We start from the raw sequence: 17535 nt of genomic DNA, 5'->3' as shown, positions 1-17535 counted from the left end.
CTGGTATCACGCTGCTCGGGCCGAGCCGATTGCCGACCTCAGCTGGCGTAGGACCGCAGCCGATCGGCCCGCTCGCCGTGGCGCAGCTTGGACATCACGTCCCGCTCGATCTGGCGGACCCGCTCCCGGGACAGCCCGAACAGTTTGCCGATCTGATCCAGGGTGCGCGGCTGGCCATCGTCGAGGCCGAAGCGCAGCCGGATCACCTGATGCTCACGTTCGTCGAGCGTGGCCAGCACGCTGCGGATGTCGGTGTGCAACAGTTCGGCGATGACCGCGTTCTCCGCGGACATGGCTTCGGCGTCCTCGATGAAATCACCCAGCGGGGCTTCCTCTTCCGAGCCGACCGGCATGTCCAGGCTCACCGGGTCGCGGCTGTGCTCCAGCAGGTCATTGATCTTGTCGACGGGAATGCCGGATTCGGCGGCGAGCTCTTCGTCGGTGGCTTCCCGGCCCAGGTTCTGGTGCATCTCCCGCTTGATCCGGGCCAGCTTGTTGACCTGCTCGACCAGGTGAACCGGCAGTCGGATGGTGCGGCTCTGGTCGGCCATGCCGCGCGTGATGGCTTGACGGATCCACCAGGTGGCATACGTCGAAAACTTGAATCCCTTTGTGTAGTCGAACTTCTCCATCGCGCGGATGAGGCCCAGGTTGCCTTCCTGAATGAGGTCCAGCAGAGGCATTCCCCGACCCGTGTACCGCTTGGCGAGCGACACCACCAGGCGCAGGTTCGCTTCCAGCAGGTGACGGCGGGCCGCCTCGCCGTCGCGGACCACGGCCGCCAGATCGCGTTTGCGGTTCTCGCCCAGGCGCTTTCGGGTCTCCAGCAGATGCTCGGCGTACAGCCCGGCCTCGATGCGCTTGGCCAACTCGACCTCGTCGGCGGCGTTGAGCAACGCCGTCTTGCCGATGCCGTTGAGATACACGCGCACCAAGTCCGCTGCGGGGCTTTGAGCATCCAGATCGCTATCGATCTGGCCTGTGGTAGCCCTTGTGGTGGCTTCGGCCATAGCGCCCTCCCGATCGGCGTGTGCTGTTGTGTGATTCAACGACAGACCCGCGCTCAGAGTTCCCGCTCGCGCGCCGTCTCACACCGTGTGACGTGCAGCAATGTGCCAACGACCTGAGAATGTCCTGAGAAGTCCGTCGGGCGGACGGCTACCGGAACCCCGGATCCTGGAAGCCTTCCGAATCGGCGTGCGGCGGCGTCGAGTGGCGCCGAGCCTCGAGTGCCGGCCGCTCGGCCGTCGGGAACAGCGGGGTGCGCCGGGCATGGAACCGTCGCGGTTCGTCGGCGCGCCGCGGAGGCCGATCGTTGGCGATCAGCACGGCCATCCATGGCAATGGCACGGAGATGGCCACGATCAGCAGCGAGATCAGGCCGTTGTGCCAGGCGCCGTAAGCGATCGCGGCAAGGATGAGCGCGGGAACGCGGCACGCCATCAGGGTCAGGTACTTGCGCACCCGCGCGCGGTGCTGCTCCTCATACGAGGGAGCGGCGGCGGTGATGAGCACTGGCCGGCGCTTCTCGTCGAAGTCGTCCAATCCGTCATCGAATGTGCCGCGAAACCCCGGCTCGGAGCCGCGCTTCATCCCTCTACTGTCCCACACCGAGGCGGTTCCCGTTGGGCCAAGCCAGGAGGCACAATGTGGGATATGCAGACCCAGACGATCGAACGCACCGACACCGACGAACGCGTCGACGACGGGACCGGCAGCGACACCCCCAAGTACTTCCACTACGTCAGGAAGGACAAGATCGCCGAGAGTGCGGTCATGGGCAGTCACGTGGTCGCGCTGTGCGGTGAGGTGTTTCCCGTCACCCGGGCGCCCAAGCCGGGGTCGCCGGTTTGCCCGGACTGCAAGCGAATCTACGAGCGGCTCAGGAAGGACTGATCAGGGCGGCGGGTCCGCGGTGGCGGGGTCGGGTTGCAGCGACGCCGGGTGGGCGGTCCGGGTGGCAAGACGTGCGCGCCTGCGCAGCCAGCTGCGGAGCCGGTGGGTATGGGTCGCCGGCGCCGGGAATTCCTCTTGGACGGCCGCATTGAGTTCGGCGCCCAGCATGATCGCAAAACCGCCCAGGTAGGCAAACAACAAGAATGCGATCGGCGTGGCCAGCGCGCCGTAGGTGTAGCCGGTGCTGGTGATCCATTTCAAATAGAAACGCAGGCCCAGGGTGGCGGTCAGGAAGACCGAAATCGCCAGCACGGCGCCGAGCACCAACCGGTGCGTGGGCAGTGGTATCGGCAACGCCACGCGGTACAGGATGATCACCCCGATCGTCAGGCCGAGAATCAACGCGGGGTAGTAGCCGTAGTGCAGCAGATTCGCCAAGCTGTCGGGGATGTGTTCACTGACCTTGCGCGGGCCCACCACCGCCACCGGAGCGGTGGTCACCACGAACACCAGCATCACCACGTAGAGAAAGAGAGCGAAGAATCGCTGGCGCACCGGATGGCGCAACGGGGTCTGGTCGTGCGCCTCCACCACGGCGTCGACGAAAGCCGAGATCGCCGACGATCCCGCCCACAGGGAGATCAAGAAACCCAGCGACACCACCTCGCCGCGTGCGTTGTTGGCGATGTCGCGGATGGTGGGTTCGATGATCTCGTTGACCACACTGGGGGAGAAAAAGCTGCTGGCCGTGGCGATCACGCTTTTTTGAACGGCTGGCAGGGTCTCCGGGCCGAACAGCGGAGCCACGTAGGCCAAGCTTCCCAGCATTCCCAACAGCAGCGGTGGCAGCGACAGGCACGACCAAAAACCCGCCTGCGCCGACTCCGAGAAAATCGAGTCGTCCCAACTCTTGGACAGGGTCCTTCGGCTGATCCGCCAGATGTGGTGGCGGGACGGCTTGGGGACCTGCTCGCTCATACCCGTCCAGCATTACCGAAAACTGCCTGGCCTGCCGGCATTGCGGCGGGTGAGTTTCGGCGCGATTACTGGCCGCTTGCCTCCAGCACGGCCGCAAGCTCGGTCAGTTTCGCCTCGTGCTTGTTGGCGTGATGCTGGCAGAACAGCAGTTCAGCCCCCGAAGGCAGCTTGGCCCGCACCCGGGCCGCTGCCCCGCAGCGATCGCAGCGGTCTGCTCTGGTCAGCTGGGGACCGGTCAGAGTTGCGTTCATGGCTTCTCCGTTCTGCCGTGCATTCACTGTCTCAGACGTTCGTGGTTTTCGCCTTGTTCCGGGGCCGTTCTCGGGTGTGTCGTTTCTCACCGACGTTCGTTCCGCCGAATCGGGCAGAGTGGCGAGCATGCCTGGCCAAGTCCTGCTGCATGTGTGCGGCGCGCGGGAGTGGGCCGGGGCCCGTCACCGTGGTGCAATCCACCCCCGAGCCGGTGCCCGGTTCGTGCACCTGTCAACGCCCGAGCAGGTACACCTGCCGGCGAACCGGCTCTTCCGGGGCCGTGGCGACTTGGTGTTGTTGCACATCGACCCGGCGGCGCTGGACTCACCGGTGCGCTGGGAGCCGGGTGTGCCGGCGGACCCGCAGACGATGCTGTTCCCGCACCTGTACGGCCCGCTGCCGGCGCGCGCCGTGGTCAGGGTAACTGCCTACCGGCCGGCGGCAGACGGCAGCTTCCCGCCGTGTTCGGTGCCCGGGAAAGCGGGGTACCGGCTTGGCCGTGTCACCAATCTGTGGGCCCGATAGGGTGCGCCGTCGTGGCCTGGGTCACCGCAATCGCGGTCGCCGTGCCGTGCGGGTTGGTCGAGGCATGGCTTTCCGGGCCAACGCCGTTTCGGATACTCACCTCACTTGCGCAACCGAAGTGGGCACTTCCGAGGTGGGGTTGGATGCTCGTCGGTGGCGTCTGCTACCTGATCATGGCCTATGCTGCTGCAACGGCGTTACGGTTGGGCGCGCCGGGCAAACCCGGCATCACGTTTGTCGTGGCGGTGCTTCTCACCGACGGTATCTGGAACTACCTGCTGTATCGTCGCCGACGAATCGACCTGGCCTATGCCTACCTTTCCCCCTATCCCACGCTGGTGGTCGTGACCACCTGGGCAATCGTCGCGCTCGATTCGCTGGTTGGCACGCTCGTCGCGCTGTATCTGGCGTTTCTGCCCTACGAGCGAGCGATCAAGGTTGAACCGCGTACCGCCGCGGCGGCAGCGGTCTGCGGCTGCTTCGGTCGCGGTGGCGGTAGAGCGCACGGGCGGCGCGAACGGGCGCTTCGCGTCGGCTGGCTCAGTCCAGGTAGTCGCGCAACACCTGAGAGCGGCTGGGGTGGCGCAATTTCGACATCGTCTTGGATTCGATCTGGCGGATGCGTTCGCGGGTGACGCCGTAGACCTGGCCGATCTCGTCGAGGGTGCGAGGCTGGCCGTCGGTGAGGCCGAAACGCAGCCGTACCACACCGGCCTCGCGCTCGGAGAGCGTGTCCAGCACCGACTGCAGTTGGTCTTGCAGCAACGTGAAGGACACCGCGTCGACGGCCACCACCGCCTCGCTGTCCTCGATGAAGTCGCCCAGCTGACTGTCACCCTCGTCGCCGATGGTCTGGTCCAACGAGATGGGCTCGCGGGCGTATTGCTGGATCTCCAGCACCTTCTCCGGGGTGATGTCCATCTCCTTGGCCAGCTCCTCGGGCGTGGGCTCGCGGCCCAGGTCCTGCAGCAGCTCGCGCTGAATGCGGCCCAGCTTGTTGATCACCTCGACCATGTGCACCGGGATGCGGATGGTGCGGGCCTGGTCGGCCATGGCGCGGGTGATGGCTTGGCGAATCCACCACGTCGCATAGGTGGAGAACTTGTACCCCTTGGTGTAGTCGAATTTCTCGACCGCGCGGATCAAGCCCAGGTTGCCCTCCTGGATCAGGTCCAGGAACGCCATCCCGCGGCCGGTGTAGCGCTTGGCCAGCGACACCACCAGCCGCAGATTGGCTTCCAGCAGATGGTTTTTCGCACGGTCGCCGTCGCGGCAAATCCACATCATGTCGCGGCGTTGGGCCGCGGGCAGCTTCTCGCCGCGCTCGGCCATCTCGGCCATCAGCTGGGTCGCATACAAGCCGGCTTCGATCCGCTTGGCCAGCTCGACCTCTTCCTCGGCGTTGAGCAGCGCCACCTTGCCGATCTGCTTCAAGTAGGCGCGAACCGAGTCGGCGGATGCGGTCAGTTCGGCGTCCTTGCGGGCCTGACGGAGCGCCTCGGATTCGTCTTCGTCCCAGACGAAATCCCCGGAAGCCTTGTCCTTTTCGGTGGGCTCGGCGATCTCCTCGTCGTCCTCGGCGGGAAGCTCCTCCGCCGCGGCGACCGACACGGTGTCCTCGTCGTCGCCCGGCACGAGGTCGACGTCCTCGACGTCAGCCGTCACGTCCTCGAGATCGTCGAGGTTGAGGTCGGCGGCGTCGATGTCGAGATCCTCTCCGGGCTCGACTTCGAGGTCGGGTTCGCTGTCGAGGTCCTCGACGATGTCCAGCGTGACATCGAGATCCGTCGAGACGTCTTTCGGGGCGTCCTTGACGCTGGCTGATCTGGTCGTGTGGGTGCGTGCGGCGGACGACTGTGCGCCGGCCTTGGCGGGGGTGCGGGATTTCTTCGGGGTGTCCTTGGTGGCGGTGCCTCGGGCGGCAGCCGCCGACTTGGTGACCCGGGCTGCCGCCTTCGTGGCCCGCTTTGCAGGAGACGAGCCATTGGCGGACTTCGCCGCCGCCTTCTTGGCGGGGGCTTTGGCCGGGGACTTGGTGGCGGTGCGTTTCACCGGCTCATCGGTCGCCGGGCCTGCCTTCGTCGCTGCCACTTACACCCCTTCGGTCGTACTCACTTCCGGTGGGTCTGGGCGTGCTTAACCGAAAGTGTCTGCTATGTCGAATGTTGGCGTTGATATCAGCGTGAGTACTCGCGCGCTATCGGTTGGGCGGTCGCCGACGCCCATTGTAACTTCACCGCGCACTCGTGCCGCCCGACCGGACGAATTCAGCGCGTCACCTCGGCGGCAGCGGCCATCGCGGCACCCACTATCCCGGCGGTGTTCTGCAGCGCGGCGGGCACCACCGGGGTGCGGTTCTGTAGCAGATGAATCCATTTGTCGGCCTTGCGGCTGATGCCGCCGCCGGCGATGAACAGATCCGGCCAGATCGCGTTTTCGATGGTGACCAGCACCCTGGTCACCTGCTTCGCCCACCTCGGGTAGCTCCACTCGTTCCGCTCTTTGACCGAAGAAGCGGCCCGTTCCTCGGCCTCCTTACCGCCGACCTCGAGATGCCCGAACTCGGTGTTGGGTATCAGCGTCCCGTTGTGGATGAGCGCGGACCCGATTCCGGTTCCGAAGGTGAGCAGCACAACCAAGCCTGATTGGTTCCTGCCGGCGCCGTAGCGCTCTTCGGCAAGCCCGGCGGCATCGGCATCGTTGAGAATCGTCACCGGCTGGCCGTCCAGCTCGGCGCTGATGACATCGCGCGCGTTGGTCCCGATCCATGACTTGTCCACGTTGGCCGCTGTGCGGGCGACGCCGTGGGTGACAACGCCGGGATAGGTCACCCCGAGCGGACCGGTCCATCCGAATCCGTTGACGACCTCGGCGATGGTCTTGGCCACCGCCGACGGGGTGGCCGGTTGAGGGGTCAGCAGCTTGATCCGGTCGCCGATCAACTGTCCGGTCTCCAGGTCGACGATTCCGCCCTTGATCCCGCTGCCGCCGACATCGATGCCGAATCCGCAACGCTGCGGCGCCCCGGTTGTGCGTGATGCGGGTTTGGTCTCGGGGCCGGCGCTGGTCATCGGAATCTCCTCGGCGAGACGTGGGTGTGGGCCTACCTTAGCCCCGGCGACGAGTCGGGATGTGCCCGCTGAGCAATTGGGTGGACCGCGTCGTGCCCAACGCCGTGGTGAGCGAGCTGTGGCCGCCGAGTGTGTGATGCGATAGGGCGGTGATACGACCTGACAACGACCCTGCGGGGCTGCGTTCCGTGGCCGAATCGCTGGCCGGCGAGGCCGCCGCGTACGTGCGCTGTCGACGCACCGAGGTGTTCGGCCCCGATCGGGGCGCCGCAAGCCGCGCGGTCCGCGCCAAGAGCACCCCGACCGATCCGGTGACTGTGGTCGACACCGAAACCGAACGGCTGCTGCGGGCTCGGTTGGCTCAACTTCGGCCAGCGGACCCGATCCTCGGGGAGGAGGGTGGCGGGCCCGCCGATGCTGCCCACCGTGGGGCCGCCCCCGATGGCACGGTCACCTGGGTGCTCGACCCCATCGACGGCACGGTGAATTTCGTCTACGGCATCCCGGCCTACGCGGTGTCGGTAGCGGCCCAGGTGGGCGGGGTGTCGGTGGCCGGCGCGGTCGCCGACGTGGTCGCCGGCAGGCTCTATTCGGCCGCCGCCGGCCTGGGTGCGCACGTCACCGACGGGCAGGGGACCCATTCATTGCGGTGTAGCGGCGTCCACGTGCTGTCGATGGCGCTGCTGGGAACCGGTTTCGGGTACTCGACACGGCGCCGCACCACCCAGGCCGCGCTGTTGGCCGGGCTGCTGCCGGTGGTCCGCGACGTACGTCGGATCGGTTCGGCGGCATTGGATTTGTGCATGGTCGCGGGTGGGCAGCTGGACGCCTACTACGAACACGGGCTGCAGGTGTGGGATTGCGCCGCGGGCGCGTTGATCGCCGCCGAGGCTGGGGCCCGGGTGGTGTTGCCCGCGCCGACCGCCAGCGGCGCCGGCTTGGTGGTTGCCGCCGCCCCCGGAATCGCCGACGAGCTGCTGGCGGCCCTGCAACGACTCGACGGCCTGGAACCGATCCCCGACTGAGTATCAGCAGGAGTTGGCGTGCACCTTGGACACCAGCGCGGGGTCTGTGGGCGCGGTGGCACCGGGGCGCAGGCTGGCGAGCACGGCGTCGATGTCGTCGTTGTGCGCCAGCGTGGTGAAGTCTGCGCCCAGCGCCAGGTCCACGGAGTCATCGGCGCGGCCGTCGTGGTACAGCTCGGTGCACGGCGCCACCAGCCACACCGCGGCCGCGGTGGCCTGCCCGGCGGTACCGAAGCGGATCTGGCCTTGGCAGTTCAATCGGGTGCCGGCATAGATCGGGTCGTTGGCGGCGGTGGGCTGGGCGAAGCCCAGATCCTGCAGCGCGCCGGCGATGTCGGCGGCTTGACCGCCCCGGCCGCTGGCGTTGAGGACGTGGATTTTGGTGTCGCCGAGTTTGGCGGGTATGACGTCGGTCATTTCGCCGCGCGACACCTTCTCGCCAAGCGTGGTCGGCACCGATCCGGCCAGCTGTGGTGGCGGGTTGCATGTCGCCACCTCGCGGACATCCGCCGGGCGGGTCAGCGCAACGGTCCACACCACGCCGGTCACCACCGACAAGAGGATCGCAACGATGATGGCGGGGCGCGGGTTGCGTCGCCGAAATGGCCTGCCGTGCTTGTCAAAGGCGGTGCCCTCGGTGATGTGTGCGACCACACGTGCACTCTAGTCCGCTGACGATGCGTGCCGGTGCGGAACGTTGAGGGGGCGGACCATCGGGCGTAGCCGCGCCGAATCCACCGGTTGAGGCTGACGATGAGGCGCCCTCTACTAGTGTGATGTAAATCACACTTGAATCGACCGAGATACGGGCACGAATCGTTTGGTCGATGCGTTCGACGCTGGTACAAAGCGTTGCTTGAAGATGAGGGCATATGAGGGGACGGGACGATGCCTACCGACTATGACGCTCCACGGCGCTCCGAGGCGGATGACGTCTCGGAGGATTCGCTGGAGGAGCTCAAAGCGCGACGGAACGAGGCGGCGTCGGCCGTGGTCGACGTGGACGAATCCGAATCCGCTGAGTCTTTCGAACTGCCCGGCGCCGACTTGTCCGGCGAAGAGCTGTCAGTGCGCGTGATTCCCAAGCAGGCCGATGAGTTCACCTGCTCGAGCTGTTTTCTGGTGCACCACCGCAGCAGGCTGGCCAGCGAGAAAAACGGCGTGATGATCTGTACCGATTGCGCGGCCTGACGCGGTCTGATGCGCCCGGCTGCGCTCGGGGGTTCCGGCGCCTGGCGGCCGCACCGCTCCGGGCGGGTCAGTTGCGCAAAGCCGACAGCGCTCGCTCCGGGTGACGGCAGCTCACCAGCCAGTACGGCGTCGGATCGTCGGGGTCGTCGAGGACGACCAGGATCATGGGCCCGACCCAGGCGCGGTGCAGGACAAAGGCCGCCGGGTCAAGCTGGCGGCCCAGCGCCGCGGACTTGGCGGTGCGCGCGATTTCGGCGGATCGAGCGATCACGGTGACCGGTAGATGGGCATCGGCGGCCCAGAGTTCGACGACGCCCCCGACGGCGACGACCCGGATTTCGACACGGCCCAGCCACAGCAGGGTCGCGGCCGCGACGATGAACAGCGTGGCGAATGGTAGCCAATCGGGTAAGGCGGGAACACCCTGGTTGACTTCCATCGCGATGAGCGCCGCCAGCGCTAAGCCCAGTGGCCACCACCACCATGGCACCCACAGTCGCTCGCGGTATCGCACGCTGTGCGGCGCGACGTGCGTACCGGACATCCGGTCAAGGGTAGTCTGTGGCCCCGTGTCGACCACTATGGCCGTTGTCCGCCTCGACCCCGGGCTGCCACTGCCCAGCCGCGCTCACCACGGCGACGCCGGGGTTGATCTCTACAGCGCCGAAGACGTCGAACTGGCACCCGGCCAGCGTGCCCTGGTACCCACGGGCCTTGCCGTCGCCATCCCGTTCGGCATGGTCGGGCTGGTGCACCCGCGCTCGGGATTGGCCGCGCGGGTTGGACTTTCGATCGTCAACAGTCCGGGCACCATCGACGCCGGCTATCGCGGCGAGATCAAGGTCGCGCTGATCAACCTCGACCCGAGCACGCCGATCACGGTGCACCGCGGCGACCGTATCGCCCAGTTGCTGGTGCAGCGGGTGGAGCTGGTCGAGCTGATCGAGGTCTCGTCCTTCGACGAGGCGGGGCTGGCAGAGACATCCCGTGGCGACGGTGGTCACGGTTCCTCCGGCGGACATGCGTGTCTGTGACCGCCGGCGATGATGCAGCGCGGGACGAAGCGATGAGAAGGAGCGGCGCTCATGGTGGCATTCGGCAGGCGTACCCGCAATAAAGACGCCGCGTCCGCGAAGGACCAGGCGGCCCCGGAACAGGCCGCCGAGGAAGCCCCGGAACAAGCCGAGGAGCTGCAGGGCCCGTTCGACATCGAGGACTTTGACGATCCCGCGGACGCCGAACTGGCGCGACTCGACCTGGGCTCGGTGTTGATCCCGATGCCGGCGGGGGGCCAGGTGCAGGTCGAGTTGACCGAGACCGGGGTTCCCAGCGCGGTGTGGGTGGTCACGGCCAACGGTCGTTTCACGATCGCGGCCTATGCGGCGCCGAAGACCACAGGGCTCTGGCGTGAGGTTGCCGGTGAGCTGGCCGAATCGCTGCGCAAGGACTCGGCCCAGGTCTCCATCAAGGATGGCCCGTGGGGTCGCGAAGTGATCGGTGTCGCCTCCGGCGTGGTGCGCTTCATCGGGGTCGACGGTTATCGGTGGATGGTCCGCTGCGTCGCAAACGGCCCGCAGGAGACCATCGACGCGCTGACCGAGGAGGCCCGAGAGGCGTTGGCAGACACCGTGGTTCGCCGTGGCGACACGCCGCTGCCGGTGCGGACGCCGTTGCCGGTGCAGCTGCCCGAGCCGATGGTGCAGCAGCTGCGGGAGGCCGCGGCCGGGCGTCAAGCCGAGGTGCAACGCCAAGCCAATGAGCCGGCCGCGCGCCGCGGCGCCCAAGGATCGGCGATGCAGCAGTTGCGCAGCACCACCGGCGGCTAGCGCGACGACGATGCGCGCCGGGTAGCGGCGCGCCCGAGGGGGTACCGCCCGCGTGCGGGGGAGAGTCGGGCAATCAGGACGGGCCCGAGCTGCAGACGTCCGCGAGAGCGGCCAGGCAGGCGGTGCCCAGCGCGGCCGCGTCGGCGCCGAACTCGGCGAGGGTTACCGTCCGCAGCGCCGCGCGCGGCGCCGCGTTCACCCAGTCCACCCCGACCTGCAGCGGGTGAATCGGATCGTCGACCGCGGCGGCCACTGCCAGCGGCGCGCTGAGCCGCCGCAATTGGGCGCGGCTCGGGGCGATATAGGCCGCCGCTTCCTCCATGGCGTCGGGTAACTGCGGCCACTGAACCTGCCACGACCGGGCGAGCTCCTCGGCTAACCAGGGCGGGCTCGACGCGCGCATCCGTGCGGTCGTCGCCACCAGACCGTCACAGCGCAACCGGGCCGCGGTATCCCGGGCCGCCTGCGCGGCCGGTGCCGATCGGGGAGCTCCGGTCCACGGTGGCAGTGCGGCCAGCACGGCGACCGCATGGGCGGGATGCTCCAATGCCCACGCGGCCGCCACCGCGGCCCCGATCGAGACCCCCCCAACGCCGATCGGGCCGGTGCGTGCGGCCTCGTCCAAGGCGGCCCGATAGCCGTCGATCAGGTGATCGGGCTGCGGGGCGGGTGTCACCAGTACCGCGCCGACCGCCCGCAACGGGCCGGAAAATGCCCGGTAGACGTAGTCGTCGTCGGAGCCGGTTCCGGGCAACAACACGGTGGTGACACCGCGCAAATCGACAGCCACTCCTTGATCGTGCCCTGCGTTGTTGAGGCGCTGAAAGGACACCGGTGGCGCCCGGGAACCAACAGGTCTACGGTGACCGTTGGCATAGATGGAACGCCCGCTGGCCAGCAGGGCTTCCATAACGACAGTGAAATGTCAGGAGTGGCCATGGGGGCCCAGGGCTATCTGCGCCGGCTCACCCGTCGGTTGACGGAGGACCCGGAGCAACGCGACGCCGAGGAGTTGTCCGACGAAGTCGTGAACACCGGCGCCCAGCGTGCCATCGACTGCCAGCGCGGCCAGGAGGTCACCATGATCGGCACCCTGCGCAGCGTGGAAACTAACGGCAAGGGTTGTTCCGGCGGTGTGCGCGCCGAACTGTTCGACGGCAGTGACACGGTCACGCTGGTGTGGCTGGGCCAACGCCGGATACCGGGCATCGACTCGGGTCGTACGCTGCGGGTCCGGGGCCGGCTCGGCAAGCTGGACAACGGGGCCAAGGCCATCTACAACCCGCACTACGAAATTCAGCGGTGAGCGGCCCCCCGGGGGCGACGGACACCGGCGGGCGAGCCCGCCGCGGTCCCGGCAACGCTCGACGAGTCAGCCCCGAGCGGTTGCTGGCGCAGGTGGGTGGGGTTGGTGGCCTGGTCTACTCGTCGCTGCCGGTGGTGACCTTCGTTGTCGCCTCCGGGATCGCGGGATTGCTGCCCGCGATCGGATTTGCGCTGGCCATGGCCGCGTCGGTGTTGCTGTGGCGGCTGCTGCGACGCGACTCGGTGCATCCGGCGGTGGCCGGATTCTTCGGGGTGGCCGTGTGCGCGCTGGTGGCCTACATCGTGGGGGAGTCGAAAGGCTACTTCCTGCTGGGCATCTGGATGTCGTTGGTGTGGGCGGTGGTCTTCGCGCTGTCCATCCTGATTCGCCGGCCGGTCGTCGGGGTCCTGTGGACCTGGGCGAGCGGGCGTGATCGCGGGTGGCGCGCCGTGCCGCGGGCGGTGTACGCGTTCGACATCGCCACCCTTGCTTGGACGCTGCTGTTCAGCGCCCGGTTCGTGGTCCAACGGCTGCTGTATGACGCGGATCAAACCGGCTGGCTGGGGGTGGCGCGGATCGGGATGGGCTGGCCGCTCACCGCGCTGGCCGCCCTGGCTACCTACGCGGCGATCAAGTCCGCTCAGCGCGCCGTCGCGGAACACGCCGCGGCCGAGGTCGACCCGGCTACGCGGGCAGCAGCAACCGGCGCAGCTCCTCCTCCACCTCGGCGACCGCCACGAAAAGCAGTTCGTCGCCGCCTTCCAGCGGCTCGTCGGATTCGGGCACGATGACCCGTGGACCGCGCAGGATGGTCACCAGCGCGGCATCGCGCGGCAGCGCTAGCTTGCGCACCGGTTTGCCACCCCAGGGCGTGTCGTCGGGCAGGGTGATCTCGACCAGGTTGGCCTGACCCCTGCGGAACTCCATCAGTCGCACCAGATCGCCGACGGCGACCGCCTCCTCGATCAACGACGCCAGCATGCGCGGCGTGGACACCGCCACGTCCACTCCCCACGCATCGGTGAACAGCCACTCGTTGCGCGGATCGTTGACCCGCGCCACCACCCGCGGCACCGCGAATTCGGTCTTGGCCAGCAGGCTGAGCACCACGTTGGCCTTGTCGTCACCGGTGGCGGCGACCACCACGTCGAACCCCTCGAGGTGTAACGACTCCAGCAGGCTCAGCTCGCAGGCGTCCCCCAGCCGCCAATGCGCGGCCGGGATGGCGTCGGGGTCGAGGTGGTCGGGATTGCGCTCGATCAGGGTGACGTCATGCCCGTTCTCCACGAGCTCACGGGTGACCGACCGGCCCACTGCGCCGGCCCCGGCCACAGCTACCTTCATGTGCGTCGCTCCTTAATCCCGACGGGAAACCCCGTCGAGCCGGGATGGGCCTCGCCGCTGGTTCATCGGCGACCCGCCGGCTCGAAGTCCTCACTGGGGGGCAGGGCGGCGATGGCCACCGCCTCGGCGGCCCGGCCGGAGATGGCGGCCACGTAGACCTGATCACCGGCCTGCAGGACGGTCTTCGGTTCCGGCAACACACCGGTTCCGAATCGGATCAGGAACGCCACCCGGGCCCCGGTGGCCTGCTCCAAAGCGGTGACCCGGTGTCCGACCCAGTCCTCGTGCAGCACGACCTCGCAGACGGCGACGGTGCCGGTGGGATCACGCCACTTGGCGGTCTCGGTCTCCTTGAGCAGCGCGTTGAGCAGGCGATCGGTGGTCCAGGGCACGGTGGCGATGGTGGGGATGCCCAGGCGTTCGTAGACCTCGGCGCGCTTGGCGTCGTAGATGCGTGCGACGACGCGCTTGACGCCAAAGGTTTCCCGCGCCAACCGTGCCGAGATGATGTTGGAGTTGTCCCCGGACGACACCGCGGCGAACGCGTCGGCCTGCTCGATGCCCGCGCGCAACAGCACATCTCGGTCGAATCCCATGCCCAGCACCCGCTCGCCGGCGAACTCCGGGCTGAGCCGATTGAAGGCGGCGCTGTCGCGGTCGATGATCGCGACATCGTGGCCGATCCGGGACAGCCCGTCCGCCACCGACGATCCCACCCGGCCGCACCCCATCACCACCACTCGCACCTGCGGTCCTCTCGGCTGTGTCTTGCGTGCCGCGACTCGATCGGCTGCCCACATCGGACCGTCGAATTCGGTCGTTCACATTCTCGCCTAGGGAACGCTACCGCCCAACCCACGCGGGCTTACTCTTGGCTCTCGTGTCCAAATTTTCCACCGCGGCGCGCCGGCTGCTGATCGGTCGGCCGTTTCGCAGCGATCGGCTCAGTCACACGCTGTTGCCCAAGCGGATCGCGTTGCCAGTTTTCGCCTCCGATGCGATGTCCTCGGTCGCCTACGCGCCCGAGGAGATCTTCCTGGTGCTGTCGGTGGCCGGCCTGGCGGCCTACTCCATGGCGCCGCTGATCGGGCTGGCGGTTGCCGCGGTGCTGCTCGTCGTGGTGTCCAGCTACCGGCAAAACGTCCATGCCTACCCCTCGGGCGGTGGTGACTACGAGGTCGTCACCACCAACCTGGGCGACACCGCCGGGCTGGTCGTGGCCAGTGCCCTGATGGTGGATTACGTTCTCACCGTCGCGGTTTCGATCGCCTCGGCGATGTCGAACATCGGTTCTGTGGTCCCGTTCGTCTACGAGCACAAAGTGTTGTGTGCGGTCGGCGCGATCGTGCTGATCACGGCGATGAACCTGCGTGGGGTTCGGGAATCCGGGGTGGCGTTCGCCATCCCGACCTACGCGTTCATCGCCGGAATTGGCATTATGCTCGGGTGGGGGTTGTTCCGGATCGTCGTGTTGGGAAATCCGTTGCGGGCCGAGTCCGCGGGTTTCGAGATGCACGCCGAACACGGCAAGGTGGTCGGTTTTGCGCTGGCGTTCCTGGTGGCACGCTCGTTCTCCTCGGGGTGCGCGGCCCTGACCGGTGTCGAGGCGATCAGCAACGGGGTGCCGGCGTTTCAGAAGCCCAAATCGCGTAACGCGGCAACCACGCTGCTGATGCTGGGCATCATCGCGGTGAGCATGTTCATGGGCATGATCGTGCTGGCCGTGCAGACCGGGGCCCAAGTCGTCGACGATCCCGACACCCAGCTAACCGGCGCCCCGCCGGGTTATCAGCAAAAAACCTTGGTCGCCCAGCTGGCGCAGGCCGTGTTCGGCGGCTTTCACGTTGGTGTCATGCTGATCGCCGGGGTGACCGCGCTGATCCTGGTGTTGGCCGCCAACACGGCATTCAACGGCTTCCCGGTGCTCGGCTCGGTCTTGGCGCAGCACAGCTACCTGCCCCGCCAACTGCACACCCGCGGGGACCGGCTGGCGTTCTCCAATGGGATCCTGTTCCTCTCGGCGTCGGCGGTCGCGGCGGTCGTCGCGTTCCGGGCCGAGCTCACCGCGTTGATCCAGCTCTACATCGTCGGGGTGTTCATCTCGTTCACGCTCAGCCAGATCGGCATGGTGCGGCACTGGACCAGGCTGCTGCGCACCGAGACCGATCCGTCGGTGCGGCGCAGGATGATCCGTTCGCGGGTGGTCAACACGGTCGGCTTCATCGCCACCGGCGCGGTGTTGTTGGTGGTGATGATTACCAAGTTTGTGGTGGGCGCGTGGATCGCGGTGGTCACCATGGCCGGGCTGTTCATGCTGATGAAGCTGATCCGCCGGCACTACGAGGGGGTCACCCGGGAATTGCAGGAACAGGCCGCTGCGCACGGGGATGAGGTGGTGCTGCCCAGCCGCAATCACGCCTTGGTGCTGGTGTCGAAGCTGCATCTGCCCACGCTGCGCGCCCTGGCCTATGCGCGGGCTACCCGACCGGACGTGTTGGAGGCCGTCACCGTCAGCGTCGACGACGCGGAAACCCGTGAGCTGGTGCACCAATGGGAGGAAAGCGATATCAGCGTGCCGCTCAAAGTCATCGCGTCGCCCTACCGTGAGATCACCCGACCCGTACTGGATTACGTCAAACGGGTCAGCAAGGAATCCGCGCGCACCGTGGTCACGGTGTTCATCCCGGAGTACGTGGTGGGACGCTGGTGGGAGCAGCTGCTGCACAACCAGAGCGCGTTGCGACTCAAGGGTCGGTTGCTGTTCATGCCCGGGGTGATGGTGACTTCGGTTCCCTGGCAACTGAATTCGTCGGAGCGGGTGAAGACGCTGGAGCCGCGTGCCGCCCCGGGGGACACCAGGCGAGGCATCTTCGATTGACCCCCACATCCGAGCGCGCGGAGTTGACGTTGGTCGCCGGTGCCCCCGCGAATGGCGGCAGCTGCGTGGCGCACCATGACGGCCGGGTGGTCTTCGTGCGCTATGCGTTGCCCGGCGAACGGGTGCGGGTGCGGGTCACCGCGGACCGCGGCTCCTACTGGCACGCGGAGGCCATCGACGTGCTCGACGCGTCCCCCCACCGGATCGAGTCGCTGTGCCCGATCGCCGGGGTGGGTGGCGCCGGGTGTTGCGATCTGGCGTTCGCCGACCCGGAGGCGGCCCGGGCGCTCAAGGGCCGGGTGGTGGCCAATCAGCTGCAACGGCTCGGTGGCCACACCTGGCGGGGCGAGGCCCAGCCATTGTCGGATGCCGGCCTGGGTTGGCGCACCCGGGTCCGGCTCGACGTGGGGGCTGCGGGCCGTGTGGGCTTTCACCGCTACCACAGCGACGAGCTGGTGACCGACCTGCGCTGTGGGCAGTTGCCCGCCGGCATGCTGGCTGGCCTGGCAGCGGCCGACTGGCCGCCGGGCGCACGGCTTCACGTGGCCGTCGACGACGACGGCCGGCGCCACGTGGTGTGCGGCGTGCGGCGCGGCAAACGGGCCGCGACCACGGTCGTGGAGGGTAACTATCACGCGGTCCAGCGGGTGGGCCGGCGCACCTGGCGGGTGCCGGTCACCGCGTTCTGGCAGGCGCACCGCGACGCGGCGGCGGCCTACAGCGGCCTGGTCGCCGACTGGGCAGCGCCGGCGGTCGGCATGACCGCCTGGGATCTGTACGGCGGTGCCGGCGTTTTGGCCGCGGTGCTGGGGGAGGCGGTCGGGGAGTCCGGTCGGGTGCTGAGCGTCGACACCGCGCGCGCGGCCTCCGGGGCCGCGCGCGTTGCGCTGGCCGATCTGCCGCAGGTCGACATCGTCACCGATTCGGTGCGACGGGTGCTGGCGGCGCAACGAGCCGGGGCGCAGGTGGCGGTGCTGGATCCGCCGCGGTCGGGCGCCGGGCGCGAGGTCATCGACTTGCTGGCATCCGCGGGGGTGCCGCGGGTGGTGCACATCGGTTGTGAAGCAGCGTCTTTCGCCCGCGATATCGGCCTCTACCTCGGGCATGGTTACGCCGTCGAAAAGATCAAGGTGTTCGACGCGTTCCCGCTGACTCATCACGTGGAGTGCGTTGCGTTGTTGACGCGTTAGAACCGTCGGCGCCCGCACCGGGCCTTGATTAAGCTGACGATGGCGCTCCGGGA

At 67.8% G+C, this 17535-nt stretch carries 22 protein-coding genes; 11 read left to right on the top strand and 11 right to left on the bottom strand.

Annotation, left to right across the window (positions count from 1 at the left end; all coding sequences use genetic code 11):
• Window positions 1–38: 38 nt before the first annotated feature.
• On the bottom strand, window positions 39–1010 hold the full coding sequence (gene sigB, locus G6N20_RS10145; RefSeq protein ID WP_083046961.1) for a sigma-70 family RNA polymerase sigma factor SigB: 972 nt from the start codon (window positions 1008–1010) through the stop codon (window positions 39–41).
• 148 nt (window positions 1011–1158) lie between these two features.
• Window positions 1159–1593: a DUF3099 domain-containing protein gene (locus tag G6N20_RS10140; protein ID WP_083046962.1), complete on the bottom strand. Its 435-nt coding sequence runs from the start codon at window positions 1591–1593 to the stop codon at window positions 1159–1161.
• A 63-nt stretch (window positions 1594–1656) separates the two neighbouring features.
• On the opposite strand from G6N20_RS10140, the gene G6N20_RS10135 reads away from it, so the two are divergent.
• Window positions 1657–1896: a DUF3039 domain-containing protein gene (locus tag G6N20_RS10135; RefSeq protein WP_083046963.1), complete on the top strand. Its 240-nt coding sequence runs from the start codon at window positions 1657–1659 to the stop codon at window positions 1894–1896.
• Here G6N20_RS10135 and G6N20_RS10130 read toward each other — a convergent pair whose 3' ends face one another.
• Entirely contained in the window at window positions 1897–2874 is a 978-nt protein-coding gene (locus G6N20_RS10130) for a YihY/virulence factor BrkB family protein (RefSeq protein WP_083046964.1), read from the bottom strand.
• Window positions 2875–2939: 65 nt separating this feature from the next.
• Entirely contained in the window at window positions 2940–3125 is a 186-nt protein-coding gene (locus tag G6N20_RS10125) for a DUF7455 domain-containing protein (protein WP_083046965.1), read from the bottom strand.
• A 127-nt stretch (window positions 3126–3252) separates the two neighbouring features.
• Between G6N20_RS10125 and G6N20_RS10120 the strand changes: the two genes are divergently transcribed.
• Entirely contained in the window at window positions 3253–3651 is a 399-nt protein-coding gene (locus G6N20_RS10120; RefSeq protein WP_083046966.1) for a DUF952 domain-containing protein, read from the top strand.
• Window positions 3588–4286, top strand: a complete 699-nt coding sequence (locus G6N20_RS10115) for a TspO/MBR family protein (protein ID WP_083046967.1) — start codon at window positions 3588–3590, stop codon at window positions 4284–4286. Before G6N20_RS10120 ends, G6N20_RS10115 begins: the two co-directional genes overlap by 64 nt.
• Here G6N20_RS10115 and G6N20_RS10110 read toward each other — a convergent pair.
• Together G6N20_RS10110 and ppgK are read right to left on the bottom strand one after the other, a co-directional pair.
• The gene (locus tag G6N20_RS10110) at window positions 4192–5742 is read right to left on the bottom strand and encodes an RNA polymerase sigma factor (protein ID WP_083046968.1); all 1551 of its coding nucleotides are present in this window, start codon (window positions 5740–5742) and stop codon (window positions 4192–4194) included. The two genes, G6N20_RS10115 and G6N20_RS10110, sit on opposite strands and share 95 nt — an antisense overlap.
• A gap of 176 nt (window positions 5743–5918) precedes the next feature.
• Window positions 5919–6722 (bottom strand): polyphosphate--glucose phosphotransferase, encoded by an 804-nt coding sequence (gene ppgK, locus G6N20_RS10105; protein ID WP_083046969.1) that lies wholly within the window; start codon window positions 6720–6722, stop codon window positions 5919–5921.
• A 149-nt stretch (window positions 6723–6871) separates the two neighbouring features.
• On the opposite strand from ppgK, the gene G6N20_RS10100 reads away from it, so the two are divergent.
• On the top strand, window positions 6872–7747 hold the full coding sequence (locus G6N20_RS10100) for an inositol monophosphatase family protein (protein ID WP_083046970.1): 876 nt from the start codon (window positions 6872–6874) through the stop codon (window positions 7745–7747).
• 3 nt (window positions 7748–7750) lie between these two features.
• Here the strand turns inward: G6N20_RS10100 and cei are convergent, their stop codons facing one another.
• Window positions 7751–8401 (bottom strand): envelope integrity protein Cei, encoded by a 651-nt coding sequence (cei, locus tag G6N20_RS10095; RefSeq protein ID WP_083046971.1) that lies wholly within the window; start codon window positions 8399–8401, stop codon window positions 7751–7753.
• A 234-nt stretch (window positions 8402–8635) separates the two neighbouring features.
• On the opposite strand from cei, the gene G6N20_RS10090 reads away from it, so the two are divergent.
• A complete protein-coding gene (locus G6N20_RS10090; RefSeq protein ID WP_083046972.1) occupies window positions 8636–8938 on the top strand; it encodes a DUF4193 domain-containing protein in 303 nt (100 codons plus the stop codon).
• 67 nt (window positions 8939–9005) lie between these two features.
• Here G6N20_RS10090 and G6N20_RS10085 read toward each other — a convergent pair whose 3' ends face one another.
• Window positions 9006–9482: a DUF3093 domain-containing protein gene (locus G6N20_RS10085; RefSeq protein ID WP_083046973.1), complete on the bottom strand. Its 477-nt coding sequence runs from the start codon at window positions 9480–9482 to the stop codon at window positions 9006–9008.
• A gap of 25 nt (window positions 9483–9507) precedes the next feature.
• Between G6N20_RS10085 and dut the strand changes: the two genes are divergently transcribed.
• Window positions 9508–9972: a dUTP diphosphatase gene (dut, locus tag G6N20_RS10080; protein ID WP_083046974.1), complete on the top strand. Its 465-nt coding sequence runs from the start codon at window positions 9508–9510 to the stop codon at window positions 9970–9972.
• Window positions 9973–10023: 51 nt separating this feature from the next.
• Entirely contained in the window at window positions 10024–10764 is a 741-nt protein-coding gene (locus tag G6N20_RS10075) for a DUF3710 domain-containing protein (protein ID WP_083046975.1), read from the top strand.
• Window positions 10765–10837: 73 nt separating this feature from the next.
• On the opposite strand, the gene G6N20_RS10070 is transcribed toward G6N20_RS10075, so the two are convergent.
• Window positions 10838–11554 (bottom strand): hypothetical protein, encoded by a 717-nt coding sequence (locus G6N20_RS10070; protein WP_083047017.1) that lies wholly within the window; start codon window positions 11552–11554, stop codon window positions 10838–10840.
• A 147-nt stretch (window positions 11555–11701) separates the two neighbouring features.
• Here G6N20_RS10070 and G6N20_RS10065 point away from each other — a divergent pair, with 147 nt between their 5' ends.
• On the top strand, window positions 11702–12070 hold the full coding sequence (locus tag G6N20_RS10065; RefSeq protein ID WP_083046976.1) for an OB-fold nucleic acid binding domain-containing protein: 369 nt from the start codon (window positions 11702–11704) through the stop codon (window positions 12068–12070).
• Window positions 12067–12861 (top strand): DUF3159 domain-containing protein, encoded by a 795-nt coding sequence (locus tag G6N20_RS10060; RefSeq protein ID WP_083046977.1) that lies wholly within the window; start codon window positions 12067–12069, stop codon window positions 12859–12861. Before G6N20_RS10065 ends, G6N20_RS10060 begins: the two co-directional genes overlap by 4 nt.
• Here the strand turns inward: G6N20_RS10060 and G6N20_RS10055 are convergent.
• Both G6N20_RS10055 and G6N20_RS10050 read right to left on the bottom strand, forming a co-directional pair.
• Window positions 12755–13414, bottom strand: a complete 660-nt coding sequence (locus G6N20_RS10055; RefSeq protein ID WP_083046978.1) for a potassium channel family protein — start codon at window positions 13412–13414, stop codon at window positions 12755–12757. The two genes, G6N20_RS10060 and G6N20_RS10055, sit on opposite strands and share 107 nt — an antisense overlap.
• A 62-nt stretch (window positions 13415–13476) precedes the next feature.
• Complete coding sequence (locus tag G6N20_RS10050; protein ID WP_083047018.1) at window positions 13477–14160, bottom strand: potassium channel family protein; 684 nt, start codon at window positions 14158–14160, stop codon at window positions 13477–13479.
• Window positions 14161–14294: 134 nt separating this feature from the next.
• On the opposite strand from G6N20_RS10050, the gene G6N20_RS10045 reads away from it, so the two are divergent.
• On the top strand, window positions 14295–16292 hold the full coding sequence (locus G6N20_RS10045) for an APC family permease (RefSeq protein WP_083046979.1): 1998 nt from the start codon (window positions 14295–14297) through the stop codon (window positions 16290–16292).
• Window positions 16289–17482: a class I SAM-dependent RNA methyltransferase gene (locus G6N20_RS10040; RefSeq protein WP_083046980.1), complete on the top strand. Its 1194-nt coding sequence runs from the start codon at window positions 16289–16291 to the stop codon at window positions 17480–17482. Before G6N20_RS10045 ends, G6N20_RS10040 begins: the two co-directional genes overlap by 4 nt.
• Window positions 17483–17535: the final 53 nt, after the last annotated feature.

Source organism: Mycobacterium shinjukuense (assembly GCF_010730055.1).
Classification (GTDB): Bacteria; Actinomycetota; Actinomycetes; order Mycobacteriales; family Mycobacteriaceae; genus Mycobacterium; species Mycobacterium shinjukuense.
This window is presented reverse-complemented; position numbering and strand designations above follow the sequence as displayed.

Coding starts and splice junctions, on each gene's coding strand:
- sigB (WP_083046961.1), bottom strand. CDS start 1,010: ATGGCCGAAGCCACCACAAGGGCTACCACAGGCCAGATCGATAGCGAT.
- G6N20_RS10140 (WP_083046962.1), bottom strand. CDS start 1,593: ATGAAGCGCGGCTCCGAGCCGGGGTTTCGCGGCACATTCGATGACGGA.
- G6N20_RS10135 (WP_083046963.1), top strand. CDS start 1,657: ATGCAGACCCAGACGATCGAACGCACCGACACCGACGAACGCGTCGAC.
- G6N20_RS10130 (WP_083046964.1), bottom strand. CDS start 2,874: ATGAGCGAGCAGGTCCCCAAGCCGTCCCGCCACCACATCTGGCGGATC.
- G6N20_RS10125 (WP_083046965.1), bottom strand. CDS start 3,125: ATGAACGCAACTCTGACCGGTCCCCAGCTGACCAGAGCAGACCGCTGC.
- G6N20_RS10120 (WP_083046966.1), top strand. CDS start 3,253: ATGCCTGGCCAAGTCCTGCTGCATGTGTGCGGCGCGCGGGAGTGGGCC.
- ppgK (WP_083046969.1), bottom strand. CDS start 6,722: ATGACCAGCGCCGGCCCCGAGACCAAACCCGCATCACGCACAACCGGG.
- G6N20_RS10090 (WP_083046972.1), top strand. CDS start 8,636: ATGCCTACCGACTATGACGCTCCACGGCGCTCCGAGGCGGATGACGTC.
- G6N20_RS10085 (WP_083046973.1), bottom strand. CDS start 9,482: ATGTCCGGTACGCACGTCGCGCCGCACAGCGTGCGATACCGCGAGCGA.
- G6N20_RS10075 (WP_083046975.1), top strand. CDS start 10,024: ATGGTGGCATTCGGCAGGCGTACCCGCAATAAAGACGCCGCGTCCGCG.
- G6N20_RS10065 (WP_083046976.1), top strand. CDS start 11,702: ATGGGGGCCCAGGGCTATCTGCGCCGGCTCACCCGTCGGTTGACGGAG.
- G6N20_RS10055 (WP_083046978.1), bottom strand. CDS start 13,414: ATGAAGGTAGCTGTGGCCGGGGCCGGCGCAGTGGGCCGGTCGGTCACC.